At 71.3% G+C, this 14574-nt stretch carries 17 protein-coding genes; 15 read left to right on the plus strand and 2 right to left on the minus strand.

All coding sequences use genetic code 11. From position 1 onward, the window contains the following. Positions 1–15 precede the first annotated feature (15 nt). A complete protein-coding gene (locus H030_RS0108815; protein WP_027005852.1) occupies positions 16–792 on the plus strand; it encodes a type III pantothenate kinase in 777 nt (258 codons plus the stop codon). On the opposite strand, the gene H030_RS0108820 is transcribed toward H030_RS0108815, so the two are convergent. Further along, complete coding sequence (locus H030_RS0108820; RefSeq protein WP_027005853.1) at positions 789–1442, minus strand: hypothetical protein; 654 nt, start codon at positions 1440–1442, stop codon at positions 789–791. The two genes, H030_RS0108815 and H030_RS0108820, sit on opposite strands and share 4 nt — an antisense overlap. Positions 1443–1523: 81 nt before the next feature. After that, positions 1524–1820, minus strand: coding sequence for a hypothetical protein (locus tag H030_RS39615; protein ID WP_196809053.1), 297 nt, complete (start codon positions 1818–1820; stop codon positions 1524–1526). A gap of 61 nt (positions 1821–1881) precedes the next feature. Here H030_RS39615 and H030_RS39620 point away from each other — a divergent pair, with 61 nt between their 5' ends. The 14 genes from H030_RS39620 to radA all read left to right on the plus strand — a co-directional run bounded on the left by H030_RS39620 (position 1882) and on the right by radA (position 14440). Next, the gene (locus H030_RS39620) at positions 1882–2238 is read left to right on the plus strand and encodes a DUF192 domain-containing protein (protein ID WP_051222107.1); all 357 of its coding nucleotides are present in this window, start codon (positions 1882–1884) and stop codon (positions 2236–2238) included. Beyond that, positions 2235–3236 carry a tRNA dihydrouridine synthase gene (locus H030_RS0108835; protein WP_051222109.1) on the plus strand — a complete coding sequence of 334 codons (1002 nt, stop codon included), beginning with the start codon at positions 2235–2237 and terminating at the stop codon, positions 3234–3236. Before H030_RS39620 ends, H030_RS0108835 begins: the two co-directional genes overlap by 4 nt. Positions 3237–3413: 177 nt before the next feature. Beyond that, positions 3414–3896, plus strand: coding sequence for a transcription elongation factor GreA (gene greA, locus H030_RS0108840; RefSeq protein ID WP_027005855.1), 483 nt, complete (start codon positions 3414–3416; stop codon positions 3894–3896). A 14-nt stretch (positions 3897–3910) separates the two neighbouring features. Continuing rightward, entirely contained in the window at positions 3911–5425 is a 1515-nt protein-coding gene (gene lysS, locus H030_RS0108845) for a lysine--tRNA ligase (RefSeq protein WP_051222111.1), read from the plus strand. 88 nt (positions 5426–5513) lie between these two features. Beyond that, positions 5514–5720: a hypothetical protein gene (locus H030_RS39625; RefSeq protein WP_027005857.1), complete on the plus strand. Its 207-nt coding sequence runs from the start codon at positions 5514–5516 to the stop codon at positions 5718–5720. Between the two features lie 10 nt (positions 5721–5730). Beyond that, positions 5731–6126: a type II toxin-antitoxin system death-on-curing family toxin gene (locus H030_RS30545; protein WP_051222113.1), complete on the plus strand. Its 396-nt coding sequence runs from the start codon at positions 5731–5733 to the stop codon at positions 6124–6126. Positions 6127–6445: 319 nt separating this feature from the next. Next, a complete protein-coding gene (locus H030_RS30550) occupies positions 6446–9073 on the plus strand; it encodes an ATP-dependent Clp protease ATP-binding subunit (protein WP_051222115.1) in 2628 nt (875 codons plus the stop codon). Positions 9074–9178: 105 nt separating this feature from the next. Further along, on the plus strand, positions 9179–9571 hold the full coding sequence (locus H030_RS30555; RefSeq protein WP_051222117.1) for a cyclic nucleotide-binding domain-containing protein: 393 nt from the start codon (positions 9179–9181) through the stop codon (positions 9569–9571). 77 nt (positions 9572–9648) lie between these two features. Beyond that, positions 9649–9879 carry a CDGSH iron-sulfur domain-containing protein gene (locus H030_RS0108870; protein WP_027005858.1) on the plus strand — a complete coding sequence of 77 codons (231 nt, stop codon included), beginning with the start codon at positions 9649–9651 and terminating at the stop codon, positions 9877–9879. Then, a complete protein-coding gene (locus H030_RS0108875) occupies positions 9876–10940 on the plus strand; it encodes a PLP-dependent transferase (RefSeq protein ID WP_027005859.1) in 1065 nt (354 codons plus the stop codon). The genes H030_RS0108870 and H030_RS0108875 overlap by 4 nt, the downstream gene beginning before the upstream one ends. Positions 10941–11039: 99 nt before the next feature. After that, positions 11040–11498 (plus strand): hypothetical protein, encoded by a 459-nt coding sequence (locus tag H030_RS0108880; protein ID WP_027005860.1) that lies wholly within the window; start codon positions 11040–11042, stop codon positions 11496–11498. A gap of 19 nt (positions 11499–11517) precedes the next feature. Next, positions 11518–12285, plus strand: a complete 768-nt coding sequence (locus H030_RS30560) for a VOC family protein (RefSeq protein ID WP_051222119.1) — start codon at positions 11518–11520, stop codon at positions 12283–12285. A gap of 72 nt (positions 12286–12357) precedes the next feature. Continuing rightward, positions 12358–13020 (plus strand): hypothetical protein, encoded by a 663-nt coding sequence (locus H030_RS30565; protein ID WP_231398391.1) that lies wholly within the window; start codon positions 12358–12360, stop codon positions 13018–13020. Positions 13021–13066: 46 nt separating this feature from the next. Next, on the plus strand, positions 13067–14440 hold the full coding sequence (gene radA / locus H030_RS30570) for a DNA repair protein RadA (protein ID WP_035126022.1): 1374 nt from the start codon (positions 13067–13069) through the stop codon (positions 14438–14440). Positions 14441–14574 lie beyond the last annotated feature (134 nt).

Below are 14574 nucleotides of genomic sequence, written 5' to 3' on the forward strand. Positions count from 1 at the left end.
CATGATGCCCGCCTGATGCTCCTCGTGGTTGACGTCGGCAACACGCAGACCCACTTCGGGACGTTCCGTGGGGACGAGCTGGTCGAGCACTGGCGCTTCGCGACGGTGCGGACGTCCACGTCCGACGAGCTGGGCGCTGCTCTGCGGAACCTCCTGGAGCTGCGCGGGGTCGGCCTGGCGGACCTGAGCGCGTCGATCGTGTCGTCCACGGTGCCGCAGCTCGAGCCGGAGTGGCTGGCGATGGCCGAGCACTACCTCGGGCACCGCATGCTGGCGGTCGGGCCGGGGATCCGGACGGGGATGCCGATCAAGATCGACAACCCGCGCGAGCTGGGCGCGGACCGGCTGGTCAACGCGGTCGCGTCCTACGAGCGGCTGGGCGGGCCGTGCATCAGCGTGGACTTCGGGACCGCGGTGAACTTCGACGTCGTGTCGTCGGCGGGCGAGTACATCGGCGGCGTGCTGATGCCGGGCGTGGAGATCTCGCTGGACGCGCTGACGTCGCGCGGCGCGAAGCTGCCCCGCATCGACCTGGTCGCGCCGAGGCGCGCGATCGGGAAGGGCACCGTGGACGCGATCCGCTCCGGCGTGGTCTTCGGCTTCGCCTCGGCGGTGGACGGCCTGCTGGGCCGCATCCAGGAGGAGCTCGGCGAGGAAGCCGCGACGATCGCCACCGGCGGTCTGGCCGGCGTGGTGGTGCCCTACACCGAGTCGATCGACGTCGTCGACGACCTCCTGACCCTCAAGGGCCTGAAGCTCCTCCACGAGCGCAACGCGTCGCCGGCCGGCTAGGGCGTCGCGAACGCGCTGCGGTGGCGGGCGATGTACTGCGCGAGGACGTGGGCGAGCGAGGTGTCGCGGTGGCGCTGGAGCGTGGCGTAGCGGGCGTCGAAGCGCGCCCAGTCGTCGCGGGTGCGGGGCTTCGAGCGGACCCTCTGCGCCAGGGCGATGAGGCCGGCCAGCGGCGCGGGCGCGCCGACGCGCACGGCGGTCGCGTGCAGGTCGCGCAGCAGCGGGGCGGCGGCGTTGTCGCCGGCGAGCTGGAAGAAGCCGCCGTAGTCGAGGTCCACGCCGGCCCACGCGAGCGCGTACACCGCGCGCTGCTCGGCGTCGAGCGTGCGGAGGCTGTCGCCGCCAGGATCGACGTCCGTCCAGATCTCCGCGATCGCCGCGCGGACGAGCCCCGCGTCGTGTCGCCCCTGGAGCAACCGCATCGGGACCCGGTGGTCGGCCCGCCGCCCGGACCGCGCGGCCAGCGCGAGGATGGCGTCGTCGTCGCCGAGCCGCAGGGACCACCGCGCGTCGCCCGGATCGATCGCGGGGCCGAGGTCCTCCGCGGGCTCCGGGCGCTGGGCCGCAGTGACCGTCCTCGCGGGCGCCGGGGCGTCCTGCGTGCCGCACCCGGCCGGCCCCACCGCGGCCGCGGCGAGCGCGACCACCATCACAACGCGACGCCTCAGCAACGCGGGCGTGCGACCACCATCACAACGAGTCGTCCCATCGCCGGATGCGTGTACCCAGCGCTACGGCTTGCGGACGCCGAAGTCCGGCCGCAGCGCGACGCCGTCGTAGCCGGCCACCTCGCGCTCGCCGCACAGCAGCGCGGCGACGAGCGCCAGCGCCTCCGAGGCGGTCCCGCGCTCCTCGTGCATCGCCGAGCACCCGACCAAGATGGTGTCCTTCTCCGCCTGGACCCAGACCGAGTACGCGATCACCTCCGCATGCGCGATCACGACCTCGACGCCCTCACCCCGCACCGACGCCCTCGTCATCTCCCGATCCACCAACGGCGGCGCCAACACCTCCAACAACGCACTCACCGCCCGGAAGAGCTCCCGCGGCAGGGGGGCGAGTTTCTCCGGCTCGGGACCTAGTAGCGACATGAGCCCGACCATCACAGCACTCCCCGCGGCGGGACCGCCCGGGCTGGACGACGTCCCGATCTGCGACGCCACGACCCGCCGCGCGCGCTTGCGCGGCCTGCTCGGCCACCGCGACCCGCCGCCGTTCGCACTGCGGCTCGCGCCCTGCCGCTCGATCCACACCTTCGGGATGCGCTTCCCCCTCGACCTCCACTGGCTCGACGCGGGCGGCCGCACGATCCGGGTCGATCGCGACGTCGGGCCCGGGCGGCTCCGCGCCTGCCGCTCGGCGCGGGCGGTCGTCGAGGTGCCGTCGGTCGAACGGCCCGTGCGCGGGCGGTCGTCGAGGTCGCGTCTATCCTGGAGGCCCTCGTGACGTCTCGTCCTGCTCTCACCGATCCCTGGGAACTGGCCGGCCTGCGTCTGCCCAACCGTGTGCTGCTCGCCCCGTTGGCGGGCATCGGCAACTGGTTCGTGCGGTTGCAGGCGGCGCGGCACGGGGCGGGGATGGCCTACAGCGAGATGGTGTCGTCGTTCGCGATCCACTACGGGAACGAGAGAACGCTCACCGAGCTGCTGCGGGTCCATCCCGACGAGGGGCCGACCGCGTTGCAGCTGTTCGGCCAGGACCCCGAGGTCATGAAGTCGGCGGCGGCCTACGTGGCCGAGCACGTCCCGCAGGTCGACGTCATCGACCTCAACATGGGCTGCCCGGTCCCGAAGGTCTGCAAGACCGGCGCGGGCGCGGCGATGCTCAAGGACCCGGACACCGCGGTCGCGGTCGCGCGTGCGGCGCGCGAGGGCAGCGGCAAGCCGGTGACGGTCAAGCTGCGCTCGGGCTCGGTGCCCGGCGACCGGACGTCCGGGATCGAGCTGTCGCACCGCCTCGTCGAGGAGGCCGGCGTCTCGGCGATCACCTTCCACCCGCGCTCGGCCAAGGTCCATCACAAGGGCGTGCCCGACTACGACCTCGCCGCCGAGCTGGTGGCGTCGCTCCCGGTCCCGGTGATCCTGACCGGCGGCATGCAGAGCGTCGAGGAGGTCCAGGCGGCCTACGAGCACACCGGCGCGGCGGCGGTCATGCTCGCCCGCGGGTCGCTCGGCAACCCGTGGCTGTTCGAGCAGCTGCTCGGCCTGCGCTCCGGCGACCCCGAAACTGACGAGATCCTGACGGAGTGGCACTGGATCCTCGACCGCGCCGAGGAGCACCTCGGCTCCGAGCGCGGCGGGCGCTACCTGCGCAAGTTCCACCCCTGGTACGTCGAGCGTCTCGACGCCGGGAAGGACCTCCACACCCTGATGCAGCAGACGTCGTCGGTGGCCGAGGCACGCGCCGCGATCGACGCCTACGCCGCCTCGCTGCTGGCCGCCTGACCCCGCGGCACGAGCGCCGCTCGACGCACCGGGTTCTGGACACGTACGAGGTCCCGAAACCCCGCGCCCAACACGGCTCAGCAGGTCGTTCGCGCGACGCTATACTGCCGCGCTCGCTGGGCCGGGGATCGCGCGAGATGCCGTTTCCGGACCGGACCGCGCTAACTCCCTCACTGAATGCCTCGAGACGTCATCCTCACCCCCGAAGGCCTCACCAAGCTCAAGGACGAGCTGGACCACCTCCAGAGCGAAGGCCGCCGTGAGGTCGCCGAGCGGATCAAGGAGGCGCGCGAGTTCGGCGACATCTCCGAGAACTCCGAGTACGACGACGCGAAGAACGCGCAGGCGATGCTCGAGTCGAAGATCGCCCAGCTCGAGGAGCGCATCCGCGCCGCGACCGTCGTCAACCCCGACGAGATCTCCTCGGACGTCGTCGGCGTCGGCACGACCGTCCACGTCAGGGACGAGAAGACCGGCAGGTCGCAGAAGTTCACGATCGTCGGTTCCGCCGAGGTCAACCCGGCCGAGTCGAAGATCTCCAACGAGTCGCCGGTCGGCCGCGCCGTCATCGGTCACAGGCGCAACGACACCGTCTCCGTGCCGGTCCCCAAGGGCCCCGCGCGGAAGCTCAAGATCACGAAGATCGACATCGGGCTCTAGGCTCTCGAAGCGAGATGGCCGAGCCCGACGCGACGCCGGGCGAGACGCCCGAGCCCGAGACCACCCAAGCCGAGCACGACGAGCTGCTGGCGGTTCGCCGCCGCAAGCTCGAGGCGCTGCGCGACGCCGGGATCGACCCGTTCCCGCCGTCGTTCCCCGGCGTGGTCGCGACGAGCACCGTCCACGACGAGAACCCCGGCCTCGAGGCCGGCGCGGAGACCACCAACACCTACCGCGTCGCCGGCCGCCTCACGCAACGACGCGGCCAGGGCAAGATGGCGTTCCTGGACCTCGTCGACCGCTCCGGCCGGATCCAGCTCCAGGCGCGCATCGACGTCCTCGGCGACGAGAAGATGGCGCGCCTCCTGGACGCCGTCGACCTCGGCGACATCCTCGGCATCGATGGCACCGCGTTCGTCACCCGCCGCGGCGAGCTCTCCCTGCTCATCAACGACTACACCGTCCTCGCCAAGGCCCTGCGCCCGCCGCCCGACGCGCACTACGGCCTCAAGGACGTCGAGACCCGCTTCCGCCAGCGCGAGCTGGACCTCATCTCCAGCGAGGAGACCCGGAAGCTCTTCATCAAGCGCGCCAAGATCGTCGCGGCCGTCCGCGCGTTCCTGGACGAGCGCGGCTTCGTCGAGGTCGAGACGCCGGTGCTGCAGCCGCTCTACGGCGGCGCCGCCGCGCGCCCGTTCACGACGCACCACAACCAGCTCGACCGCGACTTCTACCTGCGGATCGCCACCGAGCTGTACCTCAAGCGCCTGATCGTCGGCGGCCTGGAGCGCGTCTACGAGCTGGGCAAGGACTTCCGCAACGAGGGCGTGTCCTACAAGCACAACCCCGAGTTCACGATGGTCGAGTGGTACGAGGCCTACGCGGACTACGAGGACATGATGCGCGAGGTCGAGGAGCTGCTGCCGCGCCTGGCGCAGGCCGCTGACTACGAGGGCGAGATCGACTTCGACGCGACGCCCTACCGCCGCGTCCCGCTCGCCGACGTCATCAAGGAGGCGACCGGCGTCGACATCATCGAGAACGACACGGTCGAGTCCCTCGTCGCCGCGATCAAGGCCGCGCCCAACCTGGAGGACATCCCGACCGACGGCCTCGAGTGGCCCGGCCTCGTCGACGACCTGTTCTCCAAGCGCGTCGAGCCCCAGCTGATCCAGCCCACGTTCGTCACGGACTACCCCAAGGCGCTCAGCCCGTTCGCCAAGGACCACCGCAGCAAGCCGGGCCTGGTCGAGCGCTTCGAGGTCTTCGCCAACGGCATGGAGCTCGGCAACGCCTTCACCGAGCTCAACGACCCCGACGAGCAGCGCGCCCGCTTCGAGGCCCAGGTCCGCCTCGCCGAGGCCGGCGACGAGGAGACCACGCCCTACGACGAGGTCTTCGTCCAGGCCCTCGAGCACGGCATGCCGCCGACCGGCGGGATCGGCGTCGGCATCGACCGCCTGGTCCTCCTGATGACCGGCCACCACTCGATCCGCGAGATCGTGCTCTTCCCCGCGATGCGGGACTGACGCGTCGGCGGAGACCGCACGCGATGTCCCCGCTTCGCCATCGATGCAGGGACTGACCCGACAAGTCCGCGGTCTAGACTTCGCGTCGATGAGCGCGCGACCGATCACCGAGGAGCTCGTGCAGCAGGTGAGCGAGGATCTCCGCGCGCGCTACGCCCTCGACGACGAGGACGTGCGGATCCTCGGCGCGCGACTCGCCGATCAGGATCGCGCGGGGCGTCACGACGAGAACATCGCCTTCGCCCAGGAGTTCACGGCGAAGCACCGCGAGACGTTCGACCGTCTCGGCCGGTAGGACCGCCGGCGTGGCTCCACCGCGCTGGCGGCCGACGCTGGAGGACTACATCGATCTCGCGGCGTTCCTGCTTGCCGCGTCGCCGGAGGCGGTGCGCAGGCTTCCGCGCATGGGTTCAGCCGAATCCGCGATCAACGCTCCGTTCGCCTCGTTCGAGGGCCAAGAGCCCTATCCGGAGCTGCACGACCAGGCTGCGGTCCTCATCGCTCATCTCGTTCAGAACCACCCGCTCCCCGATGGCAACAAGCGATCGGCGTTCCTGCTGACGGCGCGGTTCCTGGACGCCAACGGCCTGACCTGGGCTGAGCAGGACACGGAGCGCGACGCGTCGATGGTCGAGCGCATCGCGGCGCGCGACGCGCAGCACGAGGAGATCGTCGGCTGGCTCAGGGCACGCACGAAGTGAGGATCGAACCCGGCGCTCGCGCGCCAAATCGCGCCGACGCACCCCATGACGGTCCGGCAGAAGACCGGAACGCGCGTGTCTGCAGGCGGTTCACACCCCGTCAGGCTCCATCGGACCCTGCGGTAAACTGCCTCATGCCCGCCGAACGGACCCGATTCGCTCATCTTCTCGGCCGCAACGGTCGAATAGACGGGCAGATCGGGTAACTCGGTGACCTCCAGCGCCGTTTGACCTTGCGTCAACGAATTTCCATCCGGACCACCTCTTCGACCGACCAACTCGCGACACTCCCCCCGCAGTAGGAAGGACGTTCCCCAAGATGTTCGAGCGATTCACAGAGCGAGCCCGCCAGGTGGTCGTGCTCGCCCAGGAAGAGGCAAGAACGCTCAAGCACAACTACATCGGCACCGAGCACATCCTGCTCGGCCTTCTCCGTGAGGAGGAGGGGCTGGCCGCGCGTGTGCTGGAGTCCCTCGACATCACCGTGGAGCGCGTTCGCGCCCAGGTGGTGCGGATCGTCGGCTCCGGCGAAGAGGTCACGTCGGGCCAGATCCCGTTCACGCCGCGTGCGAAGAAGGTGCTGGAGCTGGCGCTCCGCGAGGCGCTGAGCCTCGGCCACAACTACATCGGCACCGAGCACATCCTGCTCGGCCTGGTCCGCGAGAACGAGGGCGTCGCCGCCCGGATCCTCCTGGACTTCGACGCCGACTCGGAGAAGATCCGCAACGAGGTCATCCGCATGCTGTCCGGCCCCGGTGGCCGCCGGCAGGGCGGTGCCGGCGCGGGCGCGGGTGCCACGCAGGGCGGCGCAGCGACCGGCGAGGGCAAGAAGTCCTCCAAGTTGCTGGACCAGTTCGGGCGCAACCTGACCAAGCTCGCCCAGGACGGCAAGCTGGATCCGGTCGTCGGCCGTGAGAACGAGATCGAGCGGATCATGCAGATCCTCTCGCGCCGCACGAAGAACAACCCCGTGCTGATCGGCGAGCCGGGCGTCGGCAAGACCGCCGTCGTCGAGGGCCTCGCCCAGAGGATCACGAACGCCGACGTGCCCGAGCTGCTCAAGGGCAAGCAGATCTACACACTGGATCTGGCTGCCCTCGTCGCCGGCTCGAAGTACCGCGGCGAGTTCGAGGAGCGCCTCAAGAAGGTGATGAAGGAGATCACCCAGCGCGGCGACATCATCCTGTTCATCGACGAGATCCACAACCTCGTCGGGGCGGGTGCCGCCGAGGGCGCGATCGACGCCGCGTCGATCCTCAAGCCCGCGCTGGCGCGTGGCGAGCTGCAGACGATCGGCGCGACGACGCTCGACGAGTACCGCAAGTACTTGGAGCGCGACTCCGCGCTGGAGCGGCGCTTCCAGCAGATCCGGGTCGAGCAGCCGTCTCCCGAGGAGACGGTGCAGATCCTCAAGGGCCTGCGCGACCGCTACGAGCAGCACCACAAGATCGAGATCACCGACGAGGCCCTCGAGGCCGCGGCGGAGCTCGCCGATCGCTACATCGCAGACCGGCAGCTGCCGGACAAGGCGATCGACCTCATCGACGAGGCCGCTTCGCGCATGCGCATCAAGTCGATGACCTCGCCTCCCGTCTACAGGGAGCTCGAAGAGGAGATCGAGGAGACGCGCCGCTCGAAGGAAGCTTCGATCGAGGCGCAGGAGTTCGAGAAGGCCGCCAACCTCCGCGACAAGGAGCGGCGCCTGACGAACAAGAAGCGCGAGCTCGAGGAGCAGTGGGAGGCCGGCGAGGCCGAGGGCGCAGAGCGTCCGGCCATCGGCGAGGAGGAGATCGCCGACATCGTCTCGATGTGGACCGGCATCCCGGTGTTCAAGCTCACCGAGGCCGAGACGCAGAAGCTGATGCGCATGGAGGAAGAGCTCCACAAGCGCGTCATCGGGCAGCACGCGGCGGTCGAGGTCATCTCGAAGGCGATCCGGCGTTCCCGCGCCGGGCTGAAGGATCCGAAGCGGCCCACGGGCTCGTTCGTGTTCCTCGGCCCGTCCGGCGTCGGCAAGACCGAGCTGGCCCGCACGCTCGCCGAGTTCCTGTTCGGCGACGAGGAGTCGATGATCCGCATCGACATGTCCGAGTACATGGAGAAGCACGCGGTCTCGCGGCTCGTCGGCTCGCCTCCCGGCTACATCGGCTACGACGAGGGCGGCCAGCTCACCGAGGCCGTGCGGCGCAAGCCGTACTGCGTGCTCCTGCTCGACGAGATCGAGAAGGCGCACCCGGACGTCTTCAACATCCTGCTGCAGATCCTGGAGGACGGTCGCCTGACCGACTCCCAGGGCCGCACCGTGGACTTCCGTCACGCGATCGTGATCATGACGTCGAACATCGGCGCCTCCGAGATCGCTCGCAACACGCCGCTGGGCTTCGCCGTCAGCGACGACGACACGGGCATGACGTACGACGACATGAAGCTGCGGGTCATGGGCGAGCTCAAGAAGGTCTTCCGGCCTGAGTTCCTCAACCGCATCGACGACGTCCTCGTCTTCCACAAGCTGCAGAAGGACGAGATCAAGACGATCGTCGAACTGCTGCTGCAGCGGATCCGCCAGTCGCTGGCCGAGCGGGAGCTCCAGCTGGAGCTGTCCGAGGAGGCCAAGGACCTGCTGGTCGAGAAGGGCTGGGACCCGTCGATGGGTGCCCGCCCGCTGCGCCGTGCGATCCAGCGCTACATCGAGGATCCGCTGGCCGACTTCGTCCTGCGCGCCGAGCTGGTGCCGGGCGGGACGGTCATGGTCGACAAGGCGCCGGAGGACCGCCCGGAGGGCGATCCCGAGGTGACGCTGTCGGTCGTCGCGCCCAAGAAGGCACCGAAGCCGGTGGGCGTCGGCGCGGCCGAGGGTGACGCGAGCGGTGACGACGAGGCGCCGGAGGACAAGGTCCTGCCGGGTGAGCCGGACGCGTCGCGCTCGGAGCACCCCGAGGCCGAGTAGCTCGCTTCCAGTTGTAGATGTTGACCCGAGGGCGGCCCGTGTGGCCGCCCTCGGTCGTTGTGGTGGGAGTTGTCAGGAATCCACGCGATCGGGAAGGATGCGCGCATGGACGCCACACGCCTGAAGCGGATCCCGGTCTTCGCGGACCTGAGCGACGACGCGCTGAACAAGATCGCGGCGCTGGCCGCCGAGGTGTCGGTGCCGGAGGGCAAGGAGCTCGTCCGCGAGGGCGACTACTCCTACGACGTGCTGGCGATCGAGGAGGGCACGGCGTCGGTGTCGCGCGGCGGCGAGGTGATCGCCGACCTCGGGCCGGGCGACGTGATCGGCGAGATGGGCGTCCTGGAGCGCTCTCAGCGCAACGCGACGGTCGTGGCGACGTCGTCGATGCTGCTGGTGACGCTGACGAGCTGGGACATCCGCAAGCTGCGCAAGTCGACCCCGGAGGTCGTCGAGCACCTGAGGTCGGTCGTCGAGGCGCGCAAGGAACACGCCTGATACACGGCGCAGAGCGCCGCGATCAGGTCGCGAGTGTTCGCCCTAAGGGCGAAACTCGCACCGCGTACGCTGAGGCGATGGACGTCGCACCTCCGCCCCTCGTCGAGATCAAGGTCCGGGACAACGGGCCCTACAAGGTGACCGGGCCGGTCCGGCTGATCGACGCCGAAGGCGGCGTGTTCGACGTGCCGGCCGAGGGCTCGATCGCGCTCTGCCGGTGCGGGCTGTCGCAGGACAAGCCGTTCTGCGACGCGGCGCACAGGACCGCCGGCTTCGACTCGTGCCCGCGCGCAGGGGCGGCGGCGTGAGCGGCGACTCGACGCGGGCGACGCACGCCGGGCTGCCGGGCGCGGCGCAGGGCGAGCCGTTCCTGCCGGGGCCGACGTTCCAGGCGCCGACGCACTGGGCCGGCGACATGGGGCCGGCCGGCTACGGGCGGATGGTCAACCCGACGTGGACGGCCTACGAGGCGGCGCTCGCCGAGCTGGAGGGCGCGACGGACGCCGTGGTGTTCTCCTCCGGGATGGCGGCGGTCGCCGGCGTGCTGCTGCCGCTGACCAGGCCGGGCGACGTGCTCGTCGTGCCGGGCGACGCGTACCCGGGCGTCCGGACGATCGCGACCGACCACCTGCGCGCGCGGGGCGTCGAGGTGCGCGTCGTGGCGTCGACCGACGCGGCGTTCCGCGAGGCGGCGGAGGGCGCGTCGCTGGTCTGGGCCGAGACGCCGTCGAACCCGGGGCTGGAGGTGCTCGACATCTCCGGGCTGGCCGAGGTCGTCCACGCGGGCGGCGGCCTGCTGGCGATCGACGGGACGCTCGCGACGCCGCTGCGCCAGCGCGCGCTGGAGCTCGGGGCGGACGTCGCGATGGCGAGCGCTTCGAAGGGCCTCACCGGTCACTCCGACCTCGTGCTCGGCTACGTCGCGGCCCGTGACGCCGAGGTGGTCGACGCCGTCCGTGGCTGGCGGACGCTCACCGGCGCGATCCCCGGACCGTTCGAGGTCTGGCTCGCGCACCGCTCGCTGCCGACGCTCGCCGTGCGCCTGGAGCGCCAGGAGGCCAACGCCGCTGCGCTGGGCGAGGCGCTGCGCAGGTCCGGGCTGGTCGACGACGTCCGCTGGCCGGGCTTCGGCTCGGTCCTGTCGTTCATCCTGCCCGACCAAGATGTCGCACAACGCTGGCTGGCCGCGACGACCCTCGTCGCCGAGGCGACCTCGTTCGGCGGCGTCCACTCCTCCGCCGAGCGCCGCGACCGCTGGGGCACCGACGACGTCCCACCCGGCTTCATCCGCTTCTCCTGCGGCATCGAGGACTCGGCCGACCTGATCGCCGACGTGATCGGCGCGCTGAAGAACGTCACGACCGGGTAGACGCCCTCCCCGATGAGGGAGCGTGCGCAAGTCGGGGTGCTCGCAATGGTGGCGGCTGCCGCCGTGGCCGCAGGCTGCGGTGGGGGTGACGACTCGGGAGTGGGCACGACCGCCCGCGACTCCGCGGAGACGACGACGCAGCCGACGATGACCAGCGCGTCCCCGGACACGGCAGCGGACGACGTCGCGCAGGGCAACCCGGGGTCGAAGCCCGCGGACGCGGCGACGACGGTGAAGGTCCAGCAGGTCGCCAACGCCTACGCGCAGGCGATCGGGCGCAGGGACTGGGCCGGGGCGTGTGCGACGCGGGCGCCCGCGGAGCGTCGCTCGATCGCCAGGGACAGCGGTGGGACCTGTGCGGGCGCGATGGCGCTCGTCTTCGACGGCAAGCCGGTCGAGACCATCGGCCGCCTGCGGGCGGGGGCGGTCTTCACGCGTCACGGCAGGGCGAGCGTCCAGCTGGCGCTCCCCGGCGAGCAGCCGGCGATGAAGGTCGTCGCCGAGCCGGTCGGAGGACGCTGGTACCTGGTCGACGTGCCCGACGACCAGGCGCCGTAGGCGCGGTAGCGTCTCCGCCATGGCACGACGGGAGAGCTATGACAACGGGACGTTCTGCGCGGTCGACCTGGTGACGCCGGACGTCGAGGGCGCGGCTGCGTTCTACGGCGCGCTGCTGGGGTGGGATGCGGTCGCGTCCGAGCAGCACGCGTACACGGGGTTCCACGTCGACGGGGCGAAGGTCGCGGGCGCGATCGCGCTGACCGAGGAGATGCAGGCCGCCGGCGCGCCGCCCGCGTGGACGACGTACGTCCGGGTCGAGTCGCTCGACGGCACCGCGCTGAAGGCCGAGTCGCTCGGCGGCAGGGCGCTCGGCACGCCGCTGGAGATCCCGGGCATCGGCCGGACCGTCCCGCTCGCCGATCCGCAGGGCGCGGTCCTGCTGGCGTGGGAGCCGGCGGGGTGGGAGGGCGAGGAGCGCGTCAACGAGGTCGGGACCTGGGTCTGGAACGACCTCCAGACGCCGGAGCCCGAAGGCGTGTTGTCGTTCTACTCCGAGTTGTTGGGGTGGTCGATCGAGCCGATCGAGGCCAGCCACGGCATGTACTGGTCGGTGAGCAACAACGGCCGCGGCATCGGCGGCATCATGCGCTCACCCCAGACCCCCAAGCCCTTCTGGAACGCCTACTTCGGCGTCGCCGACATCGACGCGACCCTCCAACAGGCCGCCTCCCTCGGAGCGACCACCCTCCTCGAACCCATCACCGTGCCCGCCGGCCGCTTCGCCATGTCGGTCGACCCCCAGGGCGCGCTGGTGTCGTTCATCGAGGGGGAGTACGACGAGTAGGCGCGCGGCGCACCGCCGCTGGGGGCGGCATGCTTCGCCCGACGGATGGGTGTCCTTGCGCTGAAGCTCCTCATGGCGCCGGCCTTCGTGGTCGGGGCGTCGGTGACCGCGCGGCGGTTCGGGCCGTTGGTCGGTGGGTTGGTCGCTGGGTTGCCGGTCGTCGGCGGGCCGATCCTGCTGGTGCTCGCGGTCGTCCATGGGGCGGATTTCGCGGGGCGGGCGGCGAGCGCGTCGTTGTTGGGGTTGGTCTCGCTGGCGCTGTTCGTGATGGCCTATGCCTTGGTCGTGCGGCGCGTCGCGTGGCCGGCCGCGGTCGCGATCGCCTGGAGCGCGTTCGCGGCCGGGACCGTCGCCTGGGCGCTGATCACCGAGGCCGTCCACATCCCGCCGACGGCCGGCCTGGCGCTGGCGTTCTTGTCGTTCTTGGTAGCCAAGGCCGTCCTGCCGCGCCCCACCGACGCCGCGCCGCCGGCCCCGCGCGAGCCCCCGTCCTGGGACCTGCCCGTCCGCGCCGCCTGCGCCGCCGCGATGGTCCTGGCGCTGTCGGCGGCCTCCTCCGGCCTCGGCGCCCACATCTCCGGCCTGCTCGCACCCGCGCCGATCATCACCACGATCCTCGCCGCCTTCACCCAGGCCCAACTCGGCCCCGACGCGACCCTCCGCCTCCTCCGCGGCATGACGACCGGCTTCTTCACCTTCGCCACCTTCTGCTGGATCCTCGCGATCGCGCTGTAGGGGGGGCGAATCCATCGGGTCCCAGCCCTAGTGTGGTCAGAGACCTATGGCGAGACCTTCCACCATCCATGTCTGTTCAGCATGCGGCCACGGCGAGCCGCGGTGGATGGGGCAGTGCCCGGGGTGTGGGGAGTGGAACACGCTGGTCGAGGAGCGGGCTCCGACGGTCTCGGCGCGCGCAGGTGGTGGCGCGGCCAAGCGAGGCGGGGCGGGTGGGCTCGGGCTGCAGCCGGTCGCGCTGCGGGATGTCACCGCGAGCGCCGTCGCGCGGCTCTCCACCGGCATCGGCGAGCTGGACCGGGTCCTGGGCGGTGGGCTGGTCCCGGGGTCGCTGGTCCTGCTGGGCGGCTCGCCGGGCATCGGCAAGTCGACGCTGACCGGCATGGCGATGGGCAACGTCGTCGGCGCCGCGCGCCAGACGCTCTACGTGTCCGGCGAGGAGTCCGCGGCGCAGATCCGGCTGCGCCATGAGCGGCTGGAAACGGCGGACTGCCGCGCGTTGGACGTCCCGGTCATCGCCGAGACCGACCTCGACGCGGTCACCGCGACGATCGAGCAGCACCGGCCCGAGGTCTGCGTGATCGACTCGGTCCAGACCCTGCACGCGCCGGACCTCACGGGCGCGCCCGGCTCGGTGGGCCAGGTGCGCGAGGTCGCGTCGCGGCTGATGCGCACGGCGAAGTCGGTGGGCACGACGGTGATCCTCGTCGGCCACGTCACGAAGGAGGGCTCGATCGCGGGCCCGCGCGTCCTGGAGCACCTCGTCGACTGCGTCCTGCAGTTCGAGGGCGAGCGCGAGCGCACCTACCGCACGCTGCGCGCGCTGAAGAACCGCTTCGGCTCGACGTCGGAGACCGGCGTCTTCGAGATGAAGCAGGGCGGCCTCGTCGAGGTCCTGGACCCGAGCGCGCGGTTCGTGGGGGAGGCGACCGGCAAGCCGGGCTCGGTCGTCCTCGCCGCGATGGAGGGCTCGCGCCCGCTGCTGGTGGAGGTCCAGGCGCTCGTCTCGCCGTCGGAGATCGTGCCCCCACGCCGCGTCGTGACCGGCATCGACCGCAACCGCCTGGCGCTCGTCCTCGCGGTCCTGGGGCGCCACGCCAACGTCAACGTCGGCAGCGCGGACGTGTTCGTCAACGTCGTCGGCGGCGTCCGCGTCGACGAGCCGGGCGCCGACCTCGCGGTCGCCCTCGCCGTGGCGTCGGCCCAGCGCAACATCGCCCTCGGCACGGCGGGCAAGCCGCTCGCCGTCTTCGGCGAGCTCGGCCTGACCGGCGAGCTGCGCACCGTCGGCCACCCGGAGCGCCGGATCGAGGAGTCCGTGAAGTTCGGCCTCGGCGAACCCGTCCACCCCGGCTCGGCCCGGACTCTCCGCCACGCCCTGAAGTCCGCCTTCGCCACCGCCGAGCCGATCGCGGCCTGAGCGCCGACGCGCCGAGGGCGCGTTCCGCGCGCAAAGCTGCACACTTTTGCGGACGACCTTGACTGGTTGCCAGTGCTCACTATGGTGGCGTTCGCGCGGTCGATCCGACCCGCGACAGCGTCCAGCACCCGAGG

Source organism: Conexibacter woesei Iso977N, assembly GCF_000424625.1.
GTDB lineage: Bacteria > Actinomycetota > Thermoleophilia > Solirubrobacterales > Solirubrobacteraceae > Baekduia > Baekduia woesei_A.

What these genes read in the sequence shown, in the direction of transcription:
- H030_RS0108815 (WP_027005852.1), top strand. Translation starts at nt 16, where the DNA reads ATGCTCCTCGTGGTTGACGTCGGCAACACGCAGACCCACTTCGGGACG.
- H030_RS0108820 (WP_027005853.1), bottom strand. Translation starts at nt 1,442, where the DNA reads ATGGTGGTCGCGCTCGCCGCGGCCGCGGTGGGGCCGGCCGGGTGCGGC.
- H030_RS39620 (WP_051222107.1), top strand. Translation starts at nt 1,882, where the DNA reads ATGAGCCCGACCATCACAGCACTCCCCGCGGCGGGACCGCCCGGGCTG.
- greA (WP_027005855.1), top strand. Translation starts at nt 3,414, where the DNA reads ATGCCTCGAGACGTCATCCTCACCCCCGAAGGCCTCACCAAGCTCAAG.
- lysS (WP_051222111.1), top strand. Translation starts at nt 3,911, where the DNA reads ATGGCCGAGCCCGACGCGACGCCGGGCGAGACGCCCGAGCCCGAGACC.
- H030_RS39625 (WP_027005857.1), top strand. Translation starts at nt 5,514, where the DNA reads ATGAGCGCGCGACCGATCACCGAGGAGCTCGTGCAGCAGGTGAGCGAG.
- H030_RS30550 (WP_051222115.1), top strand. Translation starts at nt 6,446, where the DNA reads ATGTTCGAGCGATTCACAGAGCGAGCCCGCCAGGTGGTCGTGCTCGCC.
- H030_RS30555 (WP_051222117.1), top strand. Translation starts at nt 9,179, where the DNA reads ATGGACGCCACACGCCTGAAGCGGATCCCGGTCTTCGCGGACCTGAGC.
- H030_RS0108870 (WP_027005858.1), top strand. Translation starts at nt 9,649, where the DNA reads ATGGACGTCGCACCTCCGCCCCTCGTCGAGATCAAGGTCCGGGACAAC.
- H030_RS30560 (WP_051222119.1), top strand. Translation starts at nt 11,518, where the DNA reads ATGGCACGACGGGAGAGCTATGACAACGGGACGTTCTGCGCGGTCGAC.
- H030_RS30565 (WP_231398391.1), top strand. Translation starts at nt 12,358, where the DNA reads ATGGCGCCGGCCTTCGTGGTCGGGGCGTCGGTGACCGCGCGGCGGTTC.
- radA (WP_035126022.1), top strand. Translation starts at nt 13,067, where the DNA reads ATGGCGAGACCTTCCACCATCCATGTCTGTTCAGCATGCGGCCACGGC.